At 54.5% G+C, this 26,263-nt stretch carries 18 protein-coding genes; 6 read left to right on the top strand and 12 right to left on the bottom strand.

Annotated features, from left to right (window positions below; genetic code table 11):
* Positions 1 to 11: 11 nt before the first annotated feature.
* Both FKG94_RS08960 and FKG94_RS08955 read left to right on the top strand, forming a co-directional pair.
* The gene (locus tag FKG94_RS08960; protein ID WP_142903883.1) at positions 12 to 4,343 is read left to right on the top strand and encodes an AAA domain-containing protein; all 4,332 of its coding nucleotides are present in this window, start codon (positions 12 to 14) and stop codon (positions 4,341 to 4,343) included.
* A 152-nt stretch (positions 4,344 to 4,495) separates the two neighbouring features.
* On the top strand, positions 4,496 to 5,929 hold the full coding sequence (locus FKG94_RS08955) for an OmpA family protein (RefSeq protein WP_142903882.1): 1,434 nt from the start codon (positions 4,496 to 4,498) through the stop codon (positions 5,927 to 5,929).
* A gap of 255 nt (positions 5,930 to 6,184) precedes the next feature.
* Here the strand turns inward: FKG94_RS08955 and FKG94_RS08950 are convergent, their stop codons facing one another.
* From FKG94_RS08950 to FKG94_RS08930, 5 genes are read right to left on the bottom strand one after another with little or no spacing between them, the layout of a single operon-like run.
* Positions 6,185 to 6,583 carry a DUF6746 family protein gene (locus FKG94_RS08950; protein ID WP_142903881.1) on the bottom strand — a complete coding sequence of 133 codons (399 nt, stop codon included), beginning with the start codon at positions 6,581 to 6,583 and terminating at the stop codon, positions 6,185 to 6,187.
* 31 nt (positions 6,584 to 6,614) lie between these two features.
* Complete coding sequence (locus FKG94_RS08945) at positions 6,615 to 6,881, bottom strand: hypothetical protein (protein ID WP_142903880.1); 267 nt, start codon at positions 6,879 to 6,881, stop codon at positions 6,615 to 6,617.
* Positions 6,878 to 8,500 carry a PepSY-associated TM helix domain-containing protein gene (locus FKG94_RS08940; protein ID WP_179957564.1) on the bottom strand — a complete coding sequence of 541 codons (1,623 nt, stop codon included), beginning with the start codon at positions 8,498 to 8,500 and terminating at the stop codon, positions 6,878 to 6,880. The genes FKG94_RS08945 and FKG94_RS08940 overlap by 4 nt, the downstream gene beginning before the upstream one ends.
* Position 8,501: 1 nt before the next feature.
* On the bottom strand, positions 8,502 to 8,810 hold the full coding sequence (locus tag FKG94_RS08935) for a hypothetical protein (RefSeq protein ID WP_218943486.1): 309 nt from the start codon (positions 8,808 to 8,810) through the stop codon (positions 8,502 to 8,504).
* A 31-nt stretch (positions 8,811 to 8,841) separates the two neighbouring features.
* Positions 8,842 to 11,019, bottom strand: a complete 2,178-nt coding sequence (locus FKG94_RS08930; protein ID WP_142903878.1) for a TonB-dependent receptor — start codon at positions 11,017 to 11,019, stop codon at positions 8,842 to 8,844.
* A 652-nt stretch (positions 11,020 to 11,671) separates the two neighbouring features.
* Between FKG94_RS08930 and FKG94_RS08925 the strand changes: the two genes are divergently transcribed.
* A complete protein-coding gene (locus FKG94_RS08925; RefSeq protein WP_246125048.1) occupies positions 11,672 to 13,396 on the top strand; it encodes an SLC13 family permease in 1,725 nt (574 codons plus the stop codon).
* A gap of 63 nt (positions 13,397 to 13,459) precedes the next feature.
* Here the strand turns inward: FKG94_RS08925 and FKG94_RS08920 are convergent, their stop codons facing one another.
* From FKG94_RS08920 to FKG94_RS08905, 4 genes are all read right to left on the bottom strand, one after another.
* Complete coding sequence (locus tag FKG94_RS08920) at positions 13,460 to 14,281, bottom strand: RHS repeat protein (RefSeq protein WP_142903877.1); 822 nt, start codon at positions 14,279 to 14,281, stop codon at positions 13,460 to 13,462.
* A gap of 477 nt (positions 14,282 to 14,758) precedes the next feature.
* Positions 14,759 to 16,252, bottom strand: coding sequence for a flavin-containing monooxygenase (locus tag FKG94_RS08915; protein ID WP_179957563.1), 1,494 nt, complete (start codon positions 16,250 to 16,252; stop codon positions 14,759 to 14,761).
* Between the two features lie 36 nt (positions 16,253 to 16,288).
* Positions 16,289 to 17,209: an alpha/beta hydrolase gene (locus tag FKG94_RS08910; RefSeq protein WP_218943485.1), complete on the bottom strand. Its 921-nt coding sequence runs from the start codon at positions 17,207 to 17,209 to the stop codon at positions 16,289 to 16,291.
* Positions 17,210 to 17,258: 49 nt separating this feature from the next.
* The gene (locus tag FKG94_RS08905; protein WP_142903875.1) at positions 17,259 to 18,092 is read right to left on the bottom strand and encodes an SDR family NAD(P)-dependent oxidoreductase; all 834 of its coding nucleotides are present in this window, start codon (positions 18,090 to 18,092) and stop codon (positions 17,259 to 17,261) included.
* Positions 18,093 to 18,273: 181 nt separating this feature from the next.
* Between FKG94_RS08905 and FKG94_RS08900 the strand changes: the two genes are divergently transcribed.
* A complete protein-coding gene (locus tag FKG94_RS08900) occupies positions 18,274 to 18,939 on the top strand; it encodes a TetR/AcrR family transcriptional regulator (RefSeq protein WP_179957562.1) in 666 nt (221 codons plus the stop codon).
* A 14-nt stretch (positions 18,940 to 18,953) separates the two neighbouring features.
* Here the strand turns inward: FKG94_RS08900 and FKG94_RS08895 are convergent, their stop codons facing one another.
* A complete protein-coding gene (locus tag FKG94_RS08895) occupies positions 18,954 to 19,715 on the bottom strand; it encodes a helix-turn-helix domain-containing protein (RefSeq protein ID WP_142903873.1) in 762 nt (253 codons plus the stop codon).
* Between the two features lie 375 nt (positions 19,716 to 20,090).
* Between FKG94_RS08895 and FKG94_RS08890 the strand changes: the two genes are divergently transcribed.
* A complete protein-coding gene (locus FKG94_RS08890) occupies positions 20,091 to 20,705 on the top strand; it encodes a TetR/AcrR family transcriptional regulator (protein WP_142903872.1) in 615 nt (204 codons plus the stop codon).
* 602 nt (positions 20,706 to 21,307) lie between these two features.
* Entirely contained in the window at positions 21,308 to 21,721 is a 414-nt protein-coding gene (locus FKG94_RS08885; RefSeq protein ID WP_179957561.1) for an OsmC family protein, read from the top strand.
* Positions 21,722 to 21,928: 207 nt separating this feature from the next.
* Here FKG94_RS08885 and FKG94_RS08880 read toward each other — a convergent pair whose 3' ends face one another.
* Positions 21,929 to 25,048, bottom strand: a complete 3,120-nt coding sequence (locus tag FKG94_RS08880) for an efflux RND transporter permease subunit (RefSeq protein WP_142903870.1) — start codon at positions 25,046 to 25,048, stop codon at positions 21,929 to 21,931.
* 27 nt (positions 25,049 to 25,075) lie between these two features.
* Complete coding sequence (locus FKG94_RS08875; RefSeq protein ID WP_142903869.1) at positions 25,076 to 26,173, bottom strand: efflux RND transporter periplasmic adaptor subunit; 1,098 nt, start codon at positions 26,171 to 26,173, stop codon at positions 25,076 to 25,078.
* Positions 26,174 to 26,263: the final 90 nt, after the last annotated feature.

The following is a 26,263-nucleotide window of genomic DNA, read 5'->3' as shown; positions in this document are numbered from 1 at the left end:
TAGGATAAGCTTTGAAAAACTCTATTTTTAAACGGGCTAACACGGACACCAGACTGTCGAGAAAGGGCGATCGCCACAATATATTTCATATCCAGCGGTTTAAAAACGACCATGGGTTCTATGTCTACACGCTGGAAAATGCCGCCGAACAAAAGAAAATCTTTATTCCACGCTTTATCTTCGGTCGCTTTCGGGCCATCCTCAGAACACTGCTGAAAACTGAGTTGAGCAAAGCAAAACCCGAACCGTTCGAAAGTTCAGCGGTGTTCCTGAATCGCGAGTATTTTTATTTCAAATCGTCCAGAATGGACCTGGACCATTTGATCATTCAGGATATCGAGGAGCGCCAGGGCTCATCCGGCTATATCACCGTCAGCCGCCGTTGCCTGCCGGCGCTGGACCAACTGTTGTATGACGAGAAACTGCAACATCCCAACGATGTACTCGAGGAAATCATCTCCTACCACAAACTGTTTCAATTTAGTTTTGTAAAAGGCAGCACCAGCATTACCAGCGATCTGGCCCTGCGTAAAGATGTGCTGCAAAAAACCGGCCGGTATTACCCAAAACTGGCCGAAAAGTTGGCGCCCGATGGGACTGCCCAGGCCACTGCCGCCAAATCGAGTGCCAGGTCGACTCCGCAACGGGGTGCCTCGGGTCGCAAGGCCGATGTGGAGCTGTACCGGCCGAAGCTGGGGGAAAGGCTGCACGAGAAGAATATCACCGTTGACTATCAGGAGATTTTCGCCGACAAAAACCTGTCGTTGAAGGTGGCTGCCGGTAACGGAGACGACCAGGAAGCAAAAAAGGGTGGCAGTAAAGAGTCCCTGTCCCAGTTTTCGATTCCACTGTCTGCTCACGACGTCAAAGCCTTCGAAAAAGATCAGTTTTACTTTGAGCTGGGCACTACAGAGTCCACTGAGTTTCGCGACCGCTTTATTGCCGATCGTTCCAGCGAGTTTTATCTGGGCTTCGAAATCGTCGACGCACTGTTCACTTATAATCGGTCGTTGCGTAGCTTCCAGTTTCCACTGTATTACATGAAGGTCAGTATCCGGGAGTCGGGTCGGGGAGTTCACTTGACCTCGAAGCAGGACGGCCGCTTTTACCTGAACCATCTGGCCCTGGCCCATCTGGTGGAAAAGTTCAGCGAGACCGCCGCCGGTGTCGACCAGGTCGATAAGTTCTTTCAGACCCTGCTGGCCCAGACCATCAGCATCGATCAATTGAACGATCGCATCCACCTGGTCCGCCACCTGCCGGTAAAAGAAGATATATTCGACCGAACCCGGGAAATTCTTTTCGGTTACCGGGATGAAAACGGTAAAGGTGGTATTCTCAGCGAACTCAAGGTCAGCGGTATCGAGTGCGACCTGCAAGGTGTCTACCTCTACCGGGCGCAGAAGCTGCTGAGCCCCATCGACCAGGCACTCGAGCACGATCTGGATCATATCAACCTGATCGCCCATCAATCGATGCAACGCTTTTATAATTCCTTGCTCGGCAGGTTCCTGACCCCGGAACTGGCCCGGGACCTGCCCCCCGAGCGACAGCCGCGGGCCGGCGCTGACGGCAAGCGCAATACCACTATCTGGATGCCCGGCAGTCCGCCGCAGAGCACCCGCAAATTGCTGGATGGGCTGGATCACCACGATCTGGTGCTGCTCGAGGGCCCGCCGGGTACGGGTAAGACCCACACGATTATGAACCTGCTGATTCACTGTATAAGCAGTAACCAGCGGGTGTTGGTGGTCAGCGACCAGCAGGCGGCTATCGAGGCGCTGATGGAAAAACTGCAGCAGTACCTGGTGGGCTCCGATCGCGGCACACCCGCCGAGCGGCGCTGGAAGGAACTGCTGCTCAGCGCCGTCAACGTGGTCGATGACGTGCAGGTGGGTGAGCAGGCGCTGGCGGATTGCGTGGCCGGCCTGACAAAGGCTTTCAAAGTTCAGGAGCTGGGGTCAGGTGCGAGTCACAGAAGCGGCAATCTGGAGAAAAAAATGCTGGCGCTGCGCGAAAAAATCGCTGGCCTCACCGCACAGATCGCCGACAAAATGCTCGCCCATATGGGCGAGGAAGTGCCTTTTGCACAACGCGAGCCGAGCAAGCACAGCGACGGGTCGCCGACTCGGGACCTCCTTGCGTTTTTACAGCTACTGACCGCGGGAGAGGGGCGGTCGCGGGCATTGATAGACGCGTTCGTTGCCAATCGAGACAGCCTTATCAGACACCATATGGAAGCGTGTTATCAATTCTTCAAGCTGCCTGCCGGCAGCCGTGCCAGTGAGATGGCCAGGTTGCAGGATGACGAAAAGGTTTTATCTTTGATCTTGGAAAAAAAGGTCGAAGACCTGGCACAGTTCCAGGTTATTACCGCCGACCACCCGCGCCATGAACTTATTCGCTATCTGGAAGAAGTGATTCAGCTCGAAACGGCGGATCAGGGCGGCGAGCTGACCAGGATTACCCGCAAAATCCGCGCCGGTTTTCGGTCTCACCTGATGGTCAGGACAAAACGCTTACAGCGGATGGTTCAAGACCAGATAGCGCTGCTGGACTGCGCAGGGAACTGGTCCGATGGAGTCTGGGCCCTGTTGCGGGATATCCACGAGTGTATTCGAACCGGAGAGGAACCGAGTCGCGCCCTGAACCTGTATCGCGGTATTGCCCGGCAGTCGGGCGCCACCGGCAAGTCCTACCAGGGCGGCTCGATCCAGGGCGATCTCGAGCAGATTGAGGACTTATATCAACAGCAGGATAAAGTCGTCAAAGAACGCTTCGCCGGCAATCTGCGCAGGATTATCCAGGCGGCGACAGCGCCGAAGCGCGGAGGCGGCACCAATGCCGTCACCAGTATCATGGCGCTGGTTGACAACCTCAAACAGTTTACGTCAATTGCTGACAGCGGCAGTGTATTCGAAGAACTCCGGCAAAAACTCTACGACACCTTCCCGGTATGGGTGGTCAGAAAGCAGGTAGTGCCCTTTCTGTTGCCTTGTACCGAGCAGAGCTTCGATCTTGTGATTGTCGATGAGGCCACCCAATGCCGGGTCGACGACGCTATCTCTTTGCTGTTCAGAGCTAAAAAAATGCTTGTTGTGGGTGACGACAAGCAAACGGTTCTGCAGAAAGATTCTATTATTGACGATTATTTATTTAAAGACCATGAATTGGACGAACACCTGAGGTCGACCCAGGCGCGGGGGTTCAAAGGTGGCGGTTCGCATATTTTCGCCCTGGTCAAGGCGATCAAACAAGCGGCAGTGATGTTGGACGAACACTACCGTTGCCCGGCCGATATCATCGAGTTTTCCAACAAATACGTCTACGACGGTGAATTGAAAGTCATGCAGTGGCAATTGCCGGAACAGCCACCATCCGTGGCAGTGGATTACAGCGAGCAGGCGGTTACCACCTCTAAGAAACCGCGCAGCGGTAAGTTCAGAGGCATCGAAACCGAGATGATCGACCGCTACCTCGATTACGTGGCCCGCAGCATCGGTGAGATAGAAAAGTCCACCGGGACTACTGTCAATTTGGAGACCGACGTAGCCTTGTGTTACTTCCTGCTGAAAAACCAGCCCTATGTCAAATCCGTCAAAGACAAATTTTTACGAAAAGTCAATCGGGGTGAGGATATACTGGACGGCGCCGGAGCCGCCTTACAGGGCAAGGAAAGAGACTATGTATTCTACTTCTGGGATATCACCCGTTACAATTTGAGTGCTTACAAGCAGGGCGATGACGCCGACAAAAGAAAAGGGGAGCTGAATGTGCTGATGAGCCGCCCGAAAAAGAAAGCGTTTCACTATTTACACAACAATTTCGAGCAGCTCGAACACGGCAGGACCCAGATTACCCGCTACCTGTGGCAGTCCCTTATGCGCCAACAAGAGGCTACTGAGACTCCCGGCAGCGATGCCAAAGCCAGCGCCCAGCCGCTGATCAGCGGTCTGCTCAAATTCACACTTGAGCACGCCAGCAATCGCAGTGCCCAGGATATTCGCCAGAGTATACAGGGTGACCATATCGACTTTCGCGAAGACATTGCCATCGGTGATACCCGTCATATCGTCGATGTTATCGCTTTTCCCCGCGGTGCAGTCGAACAGGTGGTGGGACTGGTCGATCTGTCCGGGTTTGACGCCAAAGTGGAAATCGGCCAGGAGATCGTCGACTATTTTTTCCAATTGAAACGCGCCGCACCGGCCATTGATCCGGTCTTTGTTTTCCCCTATGAAATCATTGATGAGAACAGCCAGACCTTTCGTTCCCTGATTTACAAACTCGAACATATGGAGACCGAGCACAACCGCAAACAGGCGCGTCGCAAAGAAGCCTAATCGGACCGGCCCCGGCGAACGAAGTGACTGATATAAAGAACCAGTTCTCAAAAAAAGGGGGACGTTGATGAAAAAGCCCCGAATTCCGGTACTATCCGGCCATAGTTAGGCGCAATGCGCGTTACTGATTTGTAACCACCAGGAGGCAACCCATGGGCAAAACTATAATGACCAGCAACCCATTTGCGACAGGGCTACTGCTGCTGTTTTTAAGCAGTGCGGCAGCGGCCGACAGCAGTGCTATGCGCGCTTCCCTTTTTAGCGAAGCGGATAAAATCTACAGCACGGCAAAGGACGCCCGGGCCGATATTCTGGCGCCACGCAGCTATGGCGAGGCCACCAAACTTTACCAAAAGGCCGAGGGCCGTCTGAAACGCGGACAGAGTATCGAGAGAATACGCCAGGACCTGGATAGGGCCATCGAGTATTTCAACACGGCGGTGGAAGCCACGCGCCTGGCCGATGTCACCTTTACCACGGCCGTGCAGGCCCGCAACAATGCCGAGGCAGCCCAGGCCAACGATTACGCCAAAGACAGTTGGAAGGAGGCGGAAGAGCAATTTGCCACTGCCGCCCGCGCGCTGGAAAGCGGTAATGTGAACCGGGCCAGAAAGTATGCCGATACAGCCGAGGCGACCTATCGCGACGCCGAGCTGGCAGCCATCAAGGTCAACTACCTGAGTGAAGCGCGCAAACTGATCGCCAGTGCCAAGAAAGCGAAAGTGGATCGCCTGGCACCGAAGACGTTGAGTAAAGCGCAGGCGCTGTTGAAGGACGCTGAAGCAAAACTCAGTGCCAGCCGCTACGACACCGATGAGCCGCGGCTGCTGGCCAAACAGGCCAAGTACGAAGCCAAGCATGCCATCTACATCGCCGATATCGTCACCGACTTGCGGAGCAAAAAAATCTCACCGGAGGACCTGATTTTGCAATCGGAAAACCCCGTGGTGGAAATCGCCAGCGCGCTGGATCTGGTCGCGGAGTTTGACGAAGGTCTGGCGCCACCCACCGAGCAGATCAGGCAGGAAATCGGAAAACTGCGGCAACAGGCGTTTGAGTTGGCGGAGCGCCAGAATCAGATACTCGCCCTGGAAACGGAAATGCAGTCGATGGAGCAAAAGCTGGGGGTTCAGTCGCAACGGCTGGAAAAACAGGAGCAACACCGCCAACGACTGCGCCAGGTGGAAAGTCTGTTTTCACCGAGCGAGGCGATCGTGCTGTCCCAGGGGGATAATGTGGTCATCCGCACGATAGGTTTGAATTTTGGCTCCGGCAGCGCCAATATCGAGTCCCAGTATTTCGGTTTGCTCAAGAAAGTTCAGCAGGCATTGCGCCAATACCCCAATGGCACCGTGGTGGTGGAAGGGCATACAGATTCTTTTGGCAGCGACGCGCAAAACCTGGTGCTGTCGAAAAAGCGCGCCGAAGCGGTCAGGGACTATCTGTTGGCCAACCGTCCCAGTGATGTCACCGGCCGTATCGACGCCGTGGGTTACGGCGAATCGCGCCCCATCGGCAATAACGAGACGCCGGAGGGCAGGGTGAAGAATCGGCGGATCGACCTGCTATTGATTCCGAAGGTCTAAGTTATTGTAACTTTGGATGACTTTGACTATGGGTCATCATAGTTCTAACTTTCTGTAGCTATAGACTTAAGTAGACCACCCGTCCTCCGGCAGGTGGTCTACTTCCCGCCTGTGCACCTTTCCCTGCCTCTTACAGCTGGGCCGACCCGGATATGAAGCGCTAGGGACACTAAAAACTCAATTAGTGTTAACAGGCCCTAGCACACGGAAATCGCCTGCCGCGGCTCGGCTGGCCAAACGACTGCCGTGGTTTTTTTAAAAAGTTAACATTTGATTGCTTCTCGATAGGTAATCATTACCGAATTTTTTCATTTTATCGACATCATTGCGTTCAGACGAAAGGTGAAGCTCCTCTAAGATCTCAGCGGTCTTGACAATATCAGACCGCATCTTTTCCAAGGCATTTTCAAGTGTGTAGGTAAGCTTGTGAATATTGCCGGCATCTGTGCTCGTTAGCGTTTCTTTTTTTAATATAGCCTGCAGTGTTTCATTGTAAGTTTTCAACAGAGAAGTCGCTTGCTGATAGTCGCCGACATCTGCGCCTTTGTAATGACGGATGCTAGTTGAATCAGTGTCGGCATGGGTATTACCTACAAATAGGGACAGAATTAAAACGAAAGGCAAAGCGATTTTTTTGTTTGTCGATACAGTCATATGGATATTCTCTAGATATAGGGGAGGGTAGTTAAGTCAGTCTTCTGGGCAGCAGGGCAATCAACCAGCCGCTAACAGTGATAGCACCCAACCAGACCAGCAGGCTGGATACCAACCCTGTAAACCCGAGGGCAAACCCCGGCAGCAACACAGCAACCACTGTCAGCCATCGAATGGACTTTGGCAAAGGCCAGTGCTCAGAATCTTTTCGATGCCGCTTGGCATCGCTTTTTGACAGGACGACAAGTCCGATGCCGCTACACAGTACGGCCAGCAAAGAAGATATCAAAGTGATCATACACTGCCCCCGGAAATCGGCTCTATGGGTAAGCCGTTGGTGGGGCGATCAGGTGATTTTTGGGCCGGTAAAGAAATATCATCGTGGCTTTTCTTTCTCAGCCAAAGAGCAAAGCTGCCGCTGACAACTAACATCGCATCGACGAGAATAACGGCAGTATTTTGACTGCTTATGGCTTCGAGCCAGCCGGGACCACCTGTTACCATACGCAGGACGGGAAGCGCAAAACAGAGTAAGCCACACACAAGTAACAAATTGCGTTGGAATACCTGGGGCGACTTGACAATCATCGCCGGCATCACTACCAGCGCAGAGGCTGCCAGAAAACTCACCGGCACCCAGAATACCGCACTGGCAGCCGAACCCAATGCCACAAAGTATCCCATTCCCGCCGCAAGCATGGCCACCGGCAGTCCGGTCCCAAGGGCGTAAACAAAGCATAAAAATCTATGCCATCGCTTGCCGCGCCTCGCCACCCACAGCGACAAGCCGCTTAAAATGACATAACAGGACGCAAATCCCAACGCCACCCAGACAAGGCGGGAAAGCAGCCCCGCAAAATCGCCGAAATGAAGGGGGCCGACCAGGGAAAAAGCGACCGACCCGGCCGACTGCACCAGACCTAAAGCCGGCTTTTGGCGGCTGAACTCGCCGGTTACGCCATCGTATTCCAGTTGAATGGGCTCAATAGTCGTCTCTGGCGGTTCCAAAAACACCAAAATGTTGGCGTCGCCCCGGCCGTAGTGCGATACCAGCATAAAAGTCGGGTATTGCTCGACCCGACGGGCGCTGTCACTGACAACGGTGTTTAGGTTGGCCGTTGCAGCACTTTCATTGTTCTCGGTTTCAGGCATACCGACAACCGTGCGCATCATCGCCTCTTGATCACCGCCGAAAGCGACCATTGCCATCGCGGGGATACCAAAAGCGCCGGCAAAGCTAAAAAAGCTGCCGGTAAACGCCAGAATAAAGGCGAAGGGAAGCCCCCAGGTACCCGCTACAATATGGTTGTCGCGTTTTTTTAGTACAGTATTAGCCTTTTTGCGCAGTACGAACATGTCAGCAAACAGGTGACGGTGCATCATAAAACCGGAGACTGCGGCCACCAGCATCCCCAATCCAAGGATACCTGTCAATAGCAAACCCCAAGGGCGGGGCAGGTGTAGCTCTGTGTGAATATCGATAAGAAAACGGCTTAGAGTTTCAAACTGATTAGTATTATGTAACTCAGTAGCGGTGCCTGTCCTTTCTTGTAAAATCGCTTTTGTAGCTGGGTCGACTTCAAACTGCACGCCGTAATCTTCCAGTTCGCCATTGGGGTTTTCCCGGTGAGTATGAAAAAAGACCTCCAGATTCCCACGGGGTGACGTGCTGTAGACAATTTCTTCATGAAATTTCGGCTCTACTTTTTCTGCCAGACTGCGAGTGATCCCGTTTACATCGTATTGGAATGGGTTGGCGGGCTTAACACTACCGACTGACCAATGCAGAATCTGATCGGCCAGCACCGCAACCGTGCCTGTCGCAACAACGGCGTAGAGTAAAAACCCGAGCACAACGGCGGTCCAGCCATGCAGGGCGACAAGCGACTTTGTTTCTTGTTGCGGTAGCTTAATCACGCTAGTGTGTTCCCATAAAATGATAAGTCAGCAGGGCAATATGGCTCACCAACAGAATAGCAAAAACAGTCGTGACATACGCAATACGGCGCTCGAGGTAGGCATAGAAAAGCAGTATTGCCCATATCAATGGAAAGCTGAGCAACGGAAACACCAGGTTATCAATGCCTGCCACCCCGGCGGGGAACCAAACAGCCATACCCAGCATGATAAGGATGGCGAGCGCAAACGCCAGCGGCCCACAAAACCAGAACCGAAAGGACTTAACTACATTAAAGAGCGCGTTAAAAACCACGTTCGTATTAAACATCGCGTTTGCTCTGCTCTTTAGCATGGCGTTTTTACCAGTGTGTCTCCAGATTTATGCTCACCAATCTGGGATCACCCACAACGGCATCGGTGTCGATTCCATTAGGGCCGGTGTAGCGTTCGGCAACGTAGTCTTCATCAAAAAGGTTGTTCACTACGATATAGGCAGACCACCGTTCGTGTCCGTAGCCAAGCTTAGCGTTCATCAAGGTGAATTCGTCAAGCTTTAAAGTGTTGAATGAATTGCTATAAGCGTCACTGGCGTGGTTGATATTCACACTGGCGAAAAGTCCCGTCGAGTTTTGATACAACAATCCGGCTGCAAACGTCGTGTCGCGCGCAGCCCCAAACTCGTTGCCGCTGAAAACCGACTCCGTTAACGGGGAGTTGTCGTCAAAGAGTTCTGCGGTATTGATTTCAAACTGGTCAAACTCTGTTTTTACTAAGCCGATCGACGTATAAAAAGTCCAACGATCACGTGTATAGCGTGCCTCCAGCTCCACCCCCTGTACTGAAGACTCAGCCGCGTTAACGATGTAGTCATCGAAATTGCCCAGTGGGCCTTCGATATTCACTTGCTGATCCTGCCAATCGGTGTAGAAGAGGGTGGTGTTGACGGTGAGCGAGTTGTCCAACCAATTGGCGCGCATGGAGAACTCATAATTAGTCGTGAATTCAGCGTCATAAGCCCGGGCGATGCTGCGGGTGACATTTACCGACACTCCCCCCGGACGATACCCGCGCTGGACCAGAACGCCCGTCGCGAGATGCTCAGACCAACGATAGTCAATCCCCAATTTCGGCAATACATTCGTAAAGCTATCGTTTCCTGTAGATTCACCGGATCCTGAAATTTGCTCGTCGATACCGGCATCGAAAACCGGGTTACCGGTTGATGTCAGGCGCTCACCACTGGAGTTTATCGCGTTTTTACGCTTTTCATGGTCAATGCGCAAACCGCTGATAAATGTCCACTTATCGGACAAGGCGTAGTCGGCGTTATAGAAGATAGCCGCAGTATCGAATTTCTCGGTGGATTCACTGCCAAAATTAAGGAACACTCCGGGAAGAGGGCCCGCGCCGTCCAAGTCCAACAATGCGTTTTGCGTGGAAAATGTATCTTTTAGAGAGCCGCCGGCAAAATAGGCACCGACAACCGCTTGTGTCTTTGTTCCGTCGTAATTAAAGAGAAATTCCTGACTCCAGTTTTCATCGAGTGTATCCTGAACAAGCACCGCCTCGCCAAGCGCACCGTCGGGATCACTGTCGCGATCGAAAACAGCATCGGAATGAGCCGTTATTGCTGAAAACAGCCAGGCCTCGCTGATTTTGGCTGCAAATTTCAAGGCATAATTCCTGGTATCTGTGAACCAGGTGGCGGGATAGTCCCAGTTCGATTGCCTGTCGAAGGGGTCGCCTTGCACGGTATCGTCGCCGTAATCACGAAAATTGCTGTCGTTTACGGTGAAGAGCAGACTCGTGTCGGCAGAGAATTCGTAGAGTAGTTTAGCGCGAGAAGTGGTATTGGTTTCACGATCGTAGTCACTCTGGTTCAATACAGAGTTCTCGCTAAACTTATCACTGTGTTGTCTGTCTACGCTCAGGCGAAATGCCAGCTTTTCGGTTATCCCTCCGGTCTGCGCTATGGCCGTTTGGTAGGTATTATAGTCCCCATAGCTGGCTTTTATGCGACCACCGTGTTCGAACTCCGGATCTTTGGTTTTTAGTATAAAAGCACCTGCAAGGGAATTGCGACCGGCTGTGGTCGATTGTGCTCCCCGAAGAATCTCTACCTGCTCTACGTCCCAAAGCGACACCGACCCGGCCTGTGTTCCTCGGCTATTTTGATTAACGCCGTCGATAAAAAAGCCGATGGTATTTGCGCCATTATTAGCCCCGGTGGGTCCATTGCCGGCGATACCGCGGATCGAAAAATCAAAACTACCATTGCGGGTTACATTGGCGGCTTGTTCCAGAATATCGAAAAAATTATCGGCCTTCGAATTCATCTCCAGACTGTCCGAATCGAAAACACTTACGCTTTCCAAAGTGTCTTGTCGAGAACGGCTGATTTTTTGGCCGATTACAGTGACTTCTTCGACAAAAGTCTTTTCTGTTTCTGTATCCAGCTCCAAGGTCCAAGACTTAATTGAAACAGAGGCCCAAAAGATCAAAATCAGACCTTTCTTTAGTTTTCTTATTCTTTTCATCTGTTTATGACGGCATTAATTACATGAATATTAGGAGTAAAGTAGTTTTTACGGTGTAAATATCTGAGCTGAAAACGAAAACAGGAAAACGGCGTGTTTTGAAAGGATGCTTGTTGGTGGAACATACGAATCACTCACGCCTGATATGCCAACAGAAGTACACAGCCGCCAACTATCAGGAATCGACTGGAGTAGACGGACAGAAACTTACGCGCAATAGTAATGATAATGATTCGCAAAAGCAATAACTTAAATCGATTCGTGCTCGAACATTAACCCAGGGGACTAATATTATTTATTATTTAACATAATATGCATTATGCGCAATTTCGGAGATCACAGGCAGTAGACCGGTACCGTATGGTTATCAATCACCAGCTCTACGCGGCATGGTGACAAGGATCGGATGGTTGCACCCATGGACAACAAATCACGATTGTTATAGACCGCATCGCCAGACTCATCTCAGAAAAGGATTGTGTCAAGCAACAAACTCACCGTAAACCTTATGATTTGATATAACTTTATGAATTTATCTTACTTGGTTATACAGGCGCCAATGCTTAAACTCCGCACTTTTAAAATAAAGGCGCATATGCTGGAGTGGGAAGCTTGGCTTTCGTTGGCTCTGACGGTCGGAGCCCTGGGGATTTTGACGTTAACGCGAATCGGCCCGCATCTGGTGATGATGGCCGTGCTGACTATACTCAGCACCTTTGGGATTCTCTCCGGTACTGAGGCCCTGGCAGGCTTTGCCAATGCCGGATTGATTACAGTGGCCGCCATGTTTGTGGTGGCCGCCGGCATTCACGGGTCCGGCGGCATCGACCTGCTGGTAAACAAGGTTCTGGGGCAACCCTCATCAACAAGAGCAGCCCTGGGCCGAATTTTCGCGCCTGTGATGCTACTAAGCGGCTTTTTAAATAATACCCCCGTGGTGGCCACGATGATTCCCGCTGTCCACGCCTGGTCGCGCAAAATCCGCATACCACCGTCCAAACTGATGATTCCCCTGAGCTATACCGCCATCCTCGGGGGAACTTTAACGCTGATTGGCACCAGCACCAACCTGGTTGTCAACGGCCAGTACCAGAGCTTGACCGGTGAAGCCGGCTTTTCCCTGTTTTCGATCGCGGCGGTCGGTATCCCCGTGGCATTGGCCGGAGTGGCTTTTATCTGGTTTTTCTTCCCCCAATGGCTGCCCGATCGCAGCGACAAACAAGCATTTGGCAATCTGCGGGAGTTCACCCTTGAAGTCACCGTGGCTCCGAACGGACCCCTGGTGGGCCAGACAGTCGCACAAGCCGGGCTTCGTCACCTGGAGCGCGTGTACCTGGCGGAAATCGAACGCCAAGGCACGATCGTGACAGCGGTACCGTCGGAAGAAATCTTACACGGCGGCGACCGCCTGGTGTTTGCCGGCGATACGCAGGCCATCTCGGATTTGCTGCGTATCAACGGCATTGTCCCCTCCCCCGAAAACGGTCATGCCGATACCCTGAACCAGGATCGCGCGGAACGCCGGCTGGTGGAAGCCGTCGTTTCGCCCCACTGCGCGGCGCTGGGGAAAAATATCCGCGATGCGAAGTTTCGGGATCGCTACGGTGCGGTGGTATTGGCTGTGGCCAGAAACGGAGAACGTATAAAAGGTAACCTCGGAACCATTCGCCTGGCAGCCGGCGATACCCTGCTGCTGGAAGCGAGGCCGGCATTCGTCAGCCGGCAACGCTATAACAAAGACTTCCTGTTGATCAACGATCTGGACGCTGAACCGCCCAGACACGAGCGCGCTTACCTGGCCTGGACCATTCTATTCGCAGTGGTAGGAGCCGCCGGGCTCGGGTTTATCAGCATGTTAAATGCCGCGCTGATCGGCGCCGGCCTGATGATCATTACCGGTTGCTGTTCCGTCAGCCAGGCCGAAAAAAGCCTGGATTTAACCGTTATTGTTACCATCGCCGCCGCCTTCGCACTGGGCGCTGCGCTACAAAAAACGGGCGTGGCGCAGTGGCTTGCCAACAGCATTATCGACCTGAGTAACGGCACGCCTTGGTTGATGCTGATCTTCACCTACCTCGCCGTTTCCCTGCTGACAGAAACCATCACCAACAACGCCGCCGCGGTACTGATGCTCCCCATTGTGTTGGAAATGACTGAGACGGCCGGGCTCAACAATGAGCCTTTCGTATTTGTCATTATGATGGCCGCCTCGGCGAGCTTTGCTACACCGCTTGGGTACCAGACAAATCTTATGGTGTATGGGCCAGGCGGCTATCAATTTAAAGACTTTTTAAAGGTGGGCCTCCCCATGAACGTATTTATCGCTGCAGTGACCTTGTCTGTTCTGCTACTGGGGTGGCCGTTAACACGTGGCTAGTCGGCCAACTCTTTGGGCGACGCGCCGCCCGCCGCCATCGGCCGATTCTCCGCCGCTGCAAAATCATCGTCTCCGATCCGGCCTTCCGCCTAGATCCGGCCTTCCGTCTATATATTCCACCGCAGAATCCAAAAGATCCTCATAGCCCTCATCACCTGGAAACACCTTTTCGCCCAGCCCCTCACCCAGAACCGTGCCCTGATCCCGGATAGCATCTTTCAAACCCTGTTTATCGATAAAGCTTTGTGGCACATCCGGCTTGCTGGGCGGTGGGGGAGGAGGAGCGTCGATAAGATCGCTGAGTATTCCTTTAGCCGCATCTATGACATCTTGAAGCAGGCCACCTTTTTCCTCATCAGCAGGTTTCTCGCCAGGTACATCAGGCCTACTCTCCTCATCCTCGTCTTTGTCATCGGCTGCGGCGGTGCTCTCGCCCGGAACCTGCGCACCGCGATCCGGGTCATCGGTTACATCTGCGTTGCCAAGTCCTCCATCATTGTCAGAAGCCTCGTTGGCGTCGCTGTCTCCACCGTCGGGATCATGGGCTTCGGCAGACAATCCGCTGGGGTCTCTGACATACACCGGATTGTTGAACGCATAAGTGTAGCGGTTGAGCCCGACGCCTGGTGTCAGGGGGTCAGAAGGGTCAGCCGAGACAAAGCGAGCAGGCATCGGATCATAGTAGCGCGTATTCAAAAGCGGCGGTCCGCTGTCGTCGAGATGCTCGCTGATCAGTTTACGGGGTTCAACCGGCATCGCCTGGCTGGCACGCGCCTCACTGAAATCCGTGTCAGTGACCAACAGGTTATTGGCACTTTTGTCACCTGCTGTCACCTGACTGGCCCCAAAGATATTCACTATTAAAGCCATTGCCAATACACGCATTTACTTCAACTCCCTAACGGTTTCTTTGCGGGCGTTCACTTATAGCAATAGTTGCTATTGCTTAGTCTATAAACTGCATTGCGATGTATATCCGGGATGGTGCGGGCAGTGGCAATTCTGCATCTTCTTCTCGGGAAATCGCCTTACTCGATCCAGTGAGACTTTTTTTGGCTATTTGTTGATCCAGTTAACACAATAAAACTACCTGGCCTTGATGTGATTACAAACTCTGAACAAAAGGGTCTGTCCGCCGCCAAATACTAGTGCTTCGACCAGGAAGTAATTTCACTTCGGTAGCACTTAGGTCTCAATCCGGGCTGGCTAAGGACACCAAGACCCGTTTTGGCGTGAAAAGATTTACTGGTCAGAGTACTAGCACCGGAAAAGGCCAGAGAAACGGCGAGACTGTTAAAAAGTGGCGTAAAAATCTGTCGGGAAAAAAGCGCAAACAATATCACTATCACAGTTAAAGCAGACTCAACTCGTCGCCTCATAAACCTGCGGTGCCAGCTTACGCATCCGCGCTTCGTACTCGTGCACAAAACCCGGCCAGATGGTTGTGTTACGCCCGTCTTTATTGAGGTACCAACTGCGACATCCGGAGGACCAAACCGCAGTGCCCACCCGCGCCTGTAACTCGTCATTATACGCATCCTGCTCTCGCCGGCGCACATCCCAATGGCGGACACCGTGCTGATCCATATAATCCAAACATTGCAAGATGTACTGAATCTGCGCCTCAATCATCAAAATCATGGAGTTGTGACCAAGACCGCTGTTAGGCCCGATCAGGAAGAAAAAATTCGGCAGGCCGGCAACCGAGACACCTTTATAGGCCTGGGCGCCCTCTTCCTGCCAGCGCCGATACAAATCCAGGCCACCGGGGCCGTAGAGAAAATCCGGTTGCAGCGGATCGGCCGCCGCAAACCCGGTACCGAAAACAATGGCATCCACGTCCCGTTCACTGCCGTCTTCCGCCACTACAGTATTGCCGCGGATTTCGGTGACCGGCGAGGTGATCAGGTCCAGATTATCGAGGCACATGGCCGGATAGTAATCGTTGGAAATCAGAACCCGTTTGCAACCGAGGGAGTACTGCGGTGTAAGTTTTTCACGTAACACCGGGTCTGCGATCTGCGCTTTAAGATAGTTGGCCGCCATTCTTTGCGCGTGCTTGTGTATCCACGACTTTTCATTTAAGGCGCGACCACGGAACTCATGGCGCCAGTACAAGAGCCTGCGGTATAACTGTTGGGTGACAGGTAAATGCGTAAAGCACCATTTTTCAATATTGGTCATCTCCCGGTCCGGCCGCGGCATAATCCAGGGCGGTGTGCGCTGGAACAAATGCAGCGCTTTCACCCGCGGCGCGATTTGCGGTACAAACTGGATGGCACTGGCACCGGTGCCGATCACCGCCACCCGTTTGTCATTGAGGTCCGCCGCGTGATTCCAATGGCTGGAATGAAAGCGCGTACCCTTGAAACTCTCCAGTCCCGGCAGCGCCGGAATCGCCGGGCGATGCAGCGGCCCCATGCCGGCCATCACCACCCGTGCAGTGAGGCGTGTGCCGCCATTGAGATGTAGCTGCCAAAAACCACTGGCATCACAAAAGGTGACTTTTACCACTTCGGACCGATAACGCACATGGGGTTGAATGCCGTACTTGTCGGCGCAATGGCGCAGATAGGTATGGATTTCCTCCTGCCTGGGGTACTTTCTGGTCCAACTGGGCACCTGTTCAAAGGAGAAGGAGTAGAGGTGAGACGGGATATCACAACAACAGCCCGGGTAGGTGTTGTCACGCCAACAGCCACCCAGGTCTTCGTCTTTCTCCAACAACACAAAATTGTCCCGGCCCGCTTGTTTTAGCTTGATGGCCATACCGAGGCCGGAAAAACCGGTGCCGATAATCGCAACATCTACATGTGTTGGTATCGGGTCGGCCCCGGTTTGGGTCCCATCGGACATTGTCGATTCCCCCTGGGTCAACTGCATTTGATGGTTTTAGATCATACGTTGCCGAGCAAATTCGGCCATCTCCGCCACACAGCGTTTGGCTTCCGGCAACAGCGGATAAAACACGGGCCATACGTGGGGTTGTCGCGGCCACACGCGCAGGCTGACGTCGACGCCGTGATCCACAGCGCTCTTTGCCAGACGTACAGCGTCGTCGCGTAAAAGCTCGCTGTCGCTCACGTAAACAAGCAGCGGCGGCAAACCCCGCAAATCGCCGTAAAGCGGTGAGGCTAAAGGCTCGCGGGTATCGCCGCCGTTCACATAAATCCCTGCCGCCCGGCGAATGGCCGCAGCAGTGAACATGGCGCAAGTGCTTTCATTTTCCTGCAACGATTGGCCGGTAGTTGCCATATCCGTCCAGGGGGATAACAACATAGCCCCGGTAGGCAGAGGCTCGCCCAGCGCTTTTAATTTTAACAACAGCGCCAGGCTCAGACCGCCGCCGGCGGAATCCCCCGCCACCAGTATGCTGGAGGCATCAATGCCCTCCTCCAACAAATAGCGATAGCCCTGCAGCGCATCCTCCACCGCCGCTGGAAACGGGTGTTCCGGAGCCAGCCGGTAGTCCAGCGAAAACACACGGCAGCTGGCCGTTTTTGCCAGACCGGTAGTCAGCGGGCGGTGCGTTAGCGGCGAACAAAACGCATAGCCACCGCCGTGTAAATAAAGGATCACCGGTGCCGGCGCGGCGGCGGCGGGAAGCTGCCACTCACCCTTCACCTGCCCCCTGTCGACGGATTCGATCTGCACACCGGCCGAGCTGCGCTGGAACCGGGCTTGTTTTTCCAAGCGCTGGCGCAGCCGCGCCAGGTCCAGTTCCCTGGCAGACACCAGCGGCTTAAACTGACGCTTTAGCATGGCGCTGATAAAGCGCGAGCGCAAGCTGGGGGCGTTTTTACCGAACCACATATTTACCAAACCGCATAGTGTGTAACCTCCTGCACGGGCTGTAATACGGTTAGCGAGTCGATGACCTCGACAAACCGCTGGACAGCAGAGCCAGCACCCGCGGGTAGGCTTTTGGAAACAGGCGCTGCACGCCGGCGATCAGGCGGGCGTCGCCGCCAATCAGAATACGCGGTGAGCGCCGCGCGATACCTTTTAGAATAATGGCCGCGGCTTTATCGGCAGGCATCTTCAAGGCGTCCTTTTCCAGCCTCGCCACTGTCTCATCCTTACTGTCGGCACCCTGGTCGAACACGGCACTGCGGGCAATGGCGGTGCGTATTCCGCCGGGATGCACCGCCGCCACATGCACGCCGCTGGCATACAGTTCCTGGCGCAGAGATTCGGTAAAGCCACGCACCGCGAACTTGCTGGCGCAATAAGCGCTCTGTCTCGGCACCCCGATCAAGCCGAAGACGCTGGAGATATTGACCAGGGAGCCGCGGCTTTGCAGCAGCGCCGGCAGAAAAGCGCGGCTGCCGTGGACCACACCCCAAAAGTTGATATCCATAACGGTCTTGAAACCATCCGGGCAACTGTGGGTAAACTCCCCGACGCGGGTGATGCCGGCATTATTGATCACGACATCAACCGTGTCGAAGCGCTCTAACACCCGCCGGGCAAACTCGTTGATATCCGCTTCGCTGGCGACATCCAGCCGATAGGTTTCTATTTCACCGCTGCCACTGCGGCGCGCCTGCTCGGCCGCCGCCTGCAGAGACTCACGGTCAATATCGGCAGCGGCGACATTGTCCCCCGCCGCCGCTACCTGCAACAGCAGCTCCCTGCCCAGACCCGACCCGGCGCCGGTGATTACCCAGGTTTTATCCGTGTTGCTAACGTCCATAATCCACCTGTGGTTTGGCTGTGCGGTTGTCCAGCAGTCGGCCGGCAACGGCTGTCGATAGCCAGCATATCAGCGCGATTCACTTTAACTTGTCAATTGACCAATGACAAGTCATTCGAACGATTGGCGGTTTTTAGCTATACTCCGACTTTCCCTAGCATGCCGTGTCGTTCAAATCACCATGACTGCCAAGGCCACTACCGGCGCCACCCTGCCGGTCAAAACCGGCTTGCGCGAGCAGCGCAAGACCGAAACCCGCGACCGTATCGTCCAGGCGGCGGTGGCCTGCTTCGCCGAATTGGGATTTGACGGCGCCTCGACCCGGGATATCGCCCGGGCTGCCGGGGTCGGCCAGGGGCTGGTGACCTATCACTTTGAGTCTAAAGATGCGCTCTGGCGAGCTGCTGTGGTGCGAGCCTTCGAACACTTTCCCGAGCCACAGGAGGTGGTGCCGGTAGACGGATCAGAATCGCCGGCGCAATTGAAGACGCTGTTTTTAGAGCTGGCGCATTTGTATGCCAATCACTGTGTCGATGCGCCGTTCGTGGCGATGTTGATCTACCACCAGGCGGGCCAGCGGGATGAACGCCTGCAGTGGCTGATCGAAACCCAGTTCATACCGAACATCGAAAAACTGCGGCCCCTTTACCAGGCGGGCACCGATGCGGGCGTGATTCGACCGATCCCCTTCGTGACCTTTGCATTCGCTTTCACGGGGGTGATCAATACCCATTTTGCGCTCTATGAAGTCTATCGCCGGGTGAGCGGCGACGACCCCAGGGAACCGGCTATCGCCGATGCTATTTTACAAAGCATCGGCGCTATGTTTTTGCTCGACGACAATTGAAACCGTGACCACCGTCAGGCGTGGATCAATGGGGAAATTTTTTTCCTGTAGGCAGAGGGCGTCATCCCCGTGATCTCTTTGAATATCCGGTTGAATGATGCTTTGTTACCAAAACCTGCCGCATGGGCAACCGCCAACATGTTCATAGCGGCACTCTCCGGTCGACGCATGATCGCCTTGGCCTCCGCAACACGATATTCGTTGATGAATTCGTAGTAAGGTTTGCCAAGAGTCTGGTTGAGCAGTTCGGACAACTGGTGAGAGCTTAACGACAGCATCCCGGCCAAGTCCTTCAGTCGCAAACCGGTGTCGAGATAGGGTTTCTGCTCCTGCATCAGTGTAAACAGCAGGTCGGCATAACGCTGTTGTTGTTCTGGCTTGAAGGCCGAGGTGGCGTACTTCCCGGAGCCTTTGCGCCGCCGGCCGGTATCGGAGGTTGTCTCTTGCCGCGGTGAGTGTTTCTGCGATTTTTCTTGTGGCTGCCTTTGTGACTTTTGCTGTAGCTGTCGTGGTGACGGCCCCCGTCGGCGCTGCCACCAGCGCCAGGCCAACCACAACGCGGTGATTGTGAGAGTAACGCCGACCACGACATAGAGCACCTCGGCAGCATAAGTCTTATCCGCACTGCGGTTCTCAGCTACTGCAGCTTCTATCGACCTGCCTTGTACCGCAGTAATCAGCAAAAAACTGAATGCCGCGATCCGGTGAATCAACCGGCGCCGCCCCATAAGGGCGGTTGTTTCAACTCCCGCCCGACCGCTCGACTGTTCCTTCATAACCCAGTCCCCTGCCCCATCCAAGTTACTCCCCCGGCCTGTTGCAGTCCTCTGGCGTTTGCCGCCACGAACGCAGTGTCGTCCCTCTGGGTTAACTACGGAGCGACACTCTGAAAAGTTGCAGCGGCCGGGTTCGTAAAAGCGTTCAAAAATCTTGATACAGTACAAAAATAATAATTGGCCAATCTTATCAGCAAGTTAAATCGTGAGTAGAGAAAAGTGCCGCAATTCCGTCTGCAGTCTGGCGCGTCAGCCTTTCTACCGCCGGGAGGGTGTAGAACCTTTTTCCATTGAGTTTGCAAAAAAACTTGATTTGTCGCCTCGAGGTGTCTACGGTGTCACTAGCCGGTGACTCTTTGCTCATAGAGGTAACAGATGACAAGGGATCGAAAGAAAACTGAGCGACAATTAATTGATGCGGCGGGACGGGTTTTGGCCCGGGATGGCTTCCGCAAGTTCGGCGTCAATGCCATAGCCCGGGAGGCCGGGTTGGACAAGGTATTGATCTATCGCTACTTCGATGGCTTGCCCGGATTGGTCCGCGCCTATGCCCTGCAAGGGGATTTCTGGCCCGATATCGACGAGCTTATCGGTGAACCCACTGAGACTTTTCTCAAGAAACCTTTTGCCGACCAACTGGCGCTGTTGATGGAAAATTATGCCGCTGCTATTCGCCGCAGGCCGCTGACAATGCAAATTCTCGCCTGGGAAATACTGGACCGCAATGAGCTTACGGTATTTTTGGAAGAGATCCGCGAACAGATGAGCATTAAACTGGGCGAGTTGTTAAGCCAACAAACCGGTACGGGCAGCCGAGAAGAAAACCCGGTCGATACAGTCGCGTTAACCGCTATTTTTGCCGCCAGCATCAATTACCTGGCCGCTCGCAGTCTGGGTGTTGATATCTTCAATGGGATAGATATCCAGACAGACGACGGTTGGAAACGTATTACCGATATGATACGGCGAATTTGTAAAAAAACGTTCTAGAAGCTATTTCAAAACTACCAGGCTTCTCTTCTTGTGATCCAGACTAACGTCGCATGCAACGTCGACGGCACCCAGTGCGTTGCAATCGAGATGCTTGCCACCAGCGCCGTTATTCAAACTGTCTTTTCACAGAGCGGCACCCTTTGTCAGCGACTCTGAGGCTGTGGCCAGATTGGCAGTGCTTGAATGAGGTGAACGACAAAGACCTTGTCGGCCTATTTTCATATTGCCAGACCGCTGCACTGAAGTTTGACACGGCTACTCGATTGCTTTAGCCAAGTTACAGTCGCCAGTCGTTGAAATTGCGCACGTTTTTCGATCTTTTATATACCGGTATACGAACTGTTGTGTGAAAAATTAACCCGCAGGTTATGATACAGTCGAAACAAACATAGTCTGCTGCTTGCCTGTGAAACCTCTCTCTAAATAACCCATGTCGATCAGGTAAACTACTACGCACTGATGCCTGCTTGGCCGTTGCCCTATAAAAAATTGGGTATATTGCCAACCTGGCACCTAAGATCATAGTAAGTGTTAGCATGACATCGAGTCGCAACACATGCAGCGATACTCGCAGTAGAGAAACTAAAGTATATGTAGCTATGAAAATCGAACTCAAAAATATCCTTAACTACCAGTTCGAAGTGAGCAATCTGCTTGGAAAGACACTGAGACTGGATGCCCAAAAAGAAATAGGCGGCTTTGAGGAAGGCTTTCGTCCGATGGAATTGGTTTTGGCCGGAGTAGCCGGCTGCAGCGCGTTCGGAGTCGTCTCTGCGCTACAGGAAATGGATACTGAGTTCAGCAATCTGGCAATCAATATAGAGGGCAAGCGACAATCCGAACCACCCGCTATTTTCACAGAAATTCATTTACATTTTGTGCTCTATGGAAAGTTGTCAAAAGATACTTTTTACACAACCGTTGAAGATATTCTCAACAACTCCTGTTCCGCTATCGCCCAGATTGAAAATAGCACCGATGTGAATTTTTCCTGTGAGGTGAAAACCGGATAGATTTTATTAACCCGGTGTAGTCCGCGGGCCTCCAGCGAAACGCTGGTAATTGTTCCCTTAATCGGATCAAGCAGCCTCTGTTCGACCCCGCCAGGGTATCTTGTACCCACAAGCCGCGGCACCCTGGCCACAGGCGCCAACAGCCTGGTCTGCCCATGAGCCAGGGCAAGGCATTGGCCGCCCCATGCAAATGGCTGCACAAGCCGCCTAGGTGTCTCCCTGTAGCGTCATCTGCCGCTCCAACTCACGACTGACATCGTTTACCGAACCGGTGCGGCGCGCGATAAGGTGATAAAACACCGGCACGATAAACAGGGTAAACAACGTCGCGGAAATCACGCCCGTCAGCACCACGGTACCGATCACCAGACGTGTTTCAGCGCCGGCGCCGCTGGAGAAAATCAGCGGCAGCGAACCGGCGGCAGTAGTTATGCCGGTCATAATGATGGGCCGTAACCGCACCTCGGCGGCCTGCAGCAGCGCGGTACCAAACTCTATACCCTGATCGCGCAGTTGATTGACAAACTCCACAATAAGTATGCCGTTCTTTGCCGCCAGGCCCACCAGCATAATCAAACCTATTTGCGAATAAAGGTTTAACGAACCACCGGTAAAATACAACCCCGCCAGGCCACCGCCGATGGCAAGCGGTACGCTGGTCATAATGACAAAGGGGTGTACCCAGCTTTCAAACTGGGCGGCCAGTGCCAGGTAGGTTACACAAATCCCCAATATAAACACCCACAGAATCGACTGGCCGGCATATTTGAAATCCTGTGACTGGCCTTTGTAATCGACGATAACATTGCCGGGCAGATGCTCCTGCACCAGCATCTCCAGATGGTCGAGAGCCTCACCCAGGGTATAGCCTTCGGCCAGGTTTGCCTCCAGGGTGATAGAGCGAATACGGTTATAGCGGTTCAGTTGGTTACTGCCGGCAAATTCGTCAAGGCGTACCAGGTTCGACAGCGGAATCAGCGCCGCACTGGTGTCGGAACGTACATAAATATTCTCCAGGCTGGAAATGGTGCGCTGCTGGCCCCGCTCGCCTTCGAGCAGTACGTCATACTCCTCACCCTGGTCGATATAGGTGGTTACCCGACGGGAGCCGAGCATGGTTTCCAGGGTGCGGCCGATATCACCGATGGTGACGCCGAGTTCGGCGGCGCGGTCGTAGTCGATAGCCACCTCCAGTTGCGGCTTGGTCTCTTTGTAGTCCCAGTCGAGGCCGACAAAACCGGGGTTATCCGCGTTGATTTTGTCCACCAGAATATCGCGCCATTCGGCCAACTGCTCGTAGGTGCCGCCGCCGAGCACAAAGCGCACGGGTTTCGACAGAGACGAGCCAAATCCCTGCCGCATCACCGGAAACGCGCGCACACCCGGCAGGTCGGAAAGCGTGCTGCGCACCTCATTGACTATCGTAAAGGCATCTCTGCGGTTGGCCCAGTCGTCCAGTATCGCGATAACAATACCGGTGTTATAGGTCTCCGTGCGCCCGAACGCACGCGGCGCGCGCACCAGCAGGCGCGTCATCTCGCCGCTGTCGACATAGGACATCATGCGCTCTTCAACCTCATCCATATAGTCCTTCATATAGCTGTAGGTGGCACCTTCGGGTCCGTTGACGATCACGAAGAAAGCCCCGCGATCCTCCGGCGGCGCGTACTCCTCCGGCAACTGCTGGAACAGCCAGACCACTGCCAGAATCAGCGCGGCAAAACCGGCAAGCACGCGACCGGGGTGCCGGATACAACTGCGCAAGGCGGTCAGGTAGCCGCGCCGGCAGACCTTGATGGCGGCATCGATGCGGTTGACGATAGCATTGCCGTCACCGGCCGGGCGCAATACTTTCGAGGCCAACATCGCCGACAACGTCAAAGCGACAAAGGACGATATCATGACCGCGGCCGCCATCGTCAGTGCGAATTCACTGAACAATCTGCCCACATCACCCCGCTGAAAGGCGATAGGTGTAAACACGGCGACCAGCACCAGCGTCGTCGCCACCACCGCGAAACCCACCTGCCGGGTACCGCGAAAGGCAGCCACCAGTGGTGACTCCCCATACTGGTCAATACGCCGCTTGATATTTTCCAGCACCACTATCGAGTCGTCGACGATCAGGCCGATGGCCAGCACCATAGCCAGCAGCGTCAGCAGGTTGACGGAAAATCCCAGGATGTAGAGCGCAACCGAAGTGGCGATAACGGACACCGGCACAGTGACCGCCGGCACCAACATGGCCCTGACACTACCCAGAAAGGCGTAGATCACCAGAATCACCAGGCCGATGGCAATGATCAGGGTACGGTAGACTTCCCGAATCGCCCCCTCGATAAACACCGAGGTATCATAGCTCTGCTCGAGCGCCATACCGTCGGGCAAACTGTCGTTGACTTGCGCCCCGACCGCTTTGGTGGCGCGGGCAATATCGATGGTATTGGCGGTGGATTGCTTGATAATACCGATGCCCACCTGGGAAATACCGTTGCCGCGAAAGAAGGTGCGGCTCTCCTCGGTGCCCTTCTCCACCCGCGCCACGTCGCCCAGGCGTACCAGGTACTGGCCACTGCCGGCCTCGGGCTGGGAGATCACCAGACTGGCAAAGTCCTCGGCGGTGCGAAACGCGCGTTTTGTGCGAACGGTGAACTGGCGCGCATCACTGACGATACTACCCGCCGGCAATTCAACATTTTCCGCCCGCAATGCCCGTTCCACATCGTTGACAGCCAGGTTTCTGGCCGCCAGCGCCTGGCGGTCGAGCCACACGCGCATGGCAAAACGCTGGCGCCCGCCGATACGCACCCGGGATACGCCGTCGACCACGGAGAAGCGATCGACCAGGTAGCGCTCGGCATAGTCGGTCAACTGCAATACCGTCATATTGTCGCCGGTCAGGTTGAACCAGAGCACCGCATCGTCGTTGCTGTCTTCTTTTTGGATTTCAGGCGGGTCCGCCTCGACCGGCAGGTTGTCCAGAACCCCGCTGACCCGGTCACGGATATCGTTGGCGGCGGCGTCCACATCGCGGCCGCTGTTGAATTCAATGGTGATACGGCTGCTGCCATCGCGCGACGACGACTCGATAAAGCGGATACCCTCGACACCGGCGATACGCTCCTCGATCACTTCGGTGATGCGCGACTCCACAACATTGGCGGCCGCGCCCGGATAATCGGTCTCGACACTGACGATCGGCGGATCGATATCGGGGTACTGGCGCAGCGGCAGCCGGTCAAAGGCCAGCAGGCCAAAAATAATCAACAGGACTGAAATGACGGCGGCAAACACCGGCCGGCGGATAGACACATCGGAAAGTACCACAGCGCACCTTTTGTTAGTGGGTGGACATTACGGGTTGGATGTCGGCGGCTTGACCAGCGCCGCGGCCTCCCCGGCGCCGGCGTTGACCAGCACCGGGCTGCCGTCCTGGACTCTGAAGGCGCCGTGGGTGATCACCCGCTCCCCGATCGCCAGGCCCTGGCTGATTTCAACTTCGCCACGGCGCCGGCTGGCAACGGTTACCTGCCGCTTTTCGGCGATAAGCTGATCATCCCGCGGGCTCGCCACCATGACATAGTTAGTGCGCCCCTCCGGCAACAGGGACTCCTCGGAAATCACCAAACCGCGACGCTCATTCATAAAAAGCGTGATCTGCATCAACATGCCCTGCCTCAACAACTGCTCATCGTTAGGCAGGATGGCGCGCACGGCAATGGCGCGGGTGACGGGGTCCACCTGGTTATCGATACTCACCACCTGGCCGCGAAACTCTCGTTCCCGATAGGCCCGGGTGGTGGCGACGATGGGCAGCGCGCGCTGCAGCGACGGCAGGAATACCGCCGGCACGGTAAAATCCAGCTTCATCCGGGTGTCATCGGTCAGCGTGGTGATCAGATCGCCGGGCCGCACCAGAGCACCGGCGCTGATATTACGCAACCCCACCTGGCCGGCAAAGGGTGCCTTGACAACGCGGTCTTTGAGTCGTGAGCGCACGGCAATCAGCCGTGCCTGGGCGGCGTCGTAGTCGCGCTGGCGTTCGTCCAACACCGACTCCGAGGCAGTACCGGCTGTGACCAGCCGCTGAATACGGTCCAGCTGCCGTTTTGCCTCGCGCACATTGGTCTGCTCCTCCTGCAACTGGGCGCTCTCCTCGGCGCTGGTCATTTCCACCAGCACCTGGTTGGCCTCCACCCGCTGGCCGTCTTCGAAGTGGAGCGCGGTAATGGTCTCGGTGACATTGACTGTCAGCTCAACGGACTCATTCGCACGCAGGGTACCGAGTGCCTCCGCTTTGTCGCGGAAGACATCTTCGCGCACGGTTTCCACCAAGACCTGAACCGGGCCCGCTACCTGAGCCAGAGACAGGCTGGCATTTGCTACCAAAACTGCGATCAACCCCAAGGCAGTGATCCACCGGGCCGGCCAATGCGTATACTTTCGGTTCATCTGTACGCGCCCGATATTACCCTGACTCGTAGGGGCATATTTTCGTACTCCTAAGCTTGGAACTGACTGGGAAAAGTGATTAAAGATAAG

The sequence above is a fragment of the Exilibacterium tricleocarpae genome (genome assembly GCF_007004655.1).
In the GTDB taxonomy this organism is placed as follows: domain Bacteria; phylum Pseudomonadota; class Gammaproteobacteria; order Pseudomonadales; family Cellvibrionaceae; genus Exilibacterium; species Exilibacterium tricleocarpae.
The sequence above is the reverse complement of the archived record's forward strand: the minus strand, read 5'-3'. Positions and strand labels throughout refer to the sequence as shown.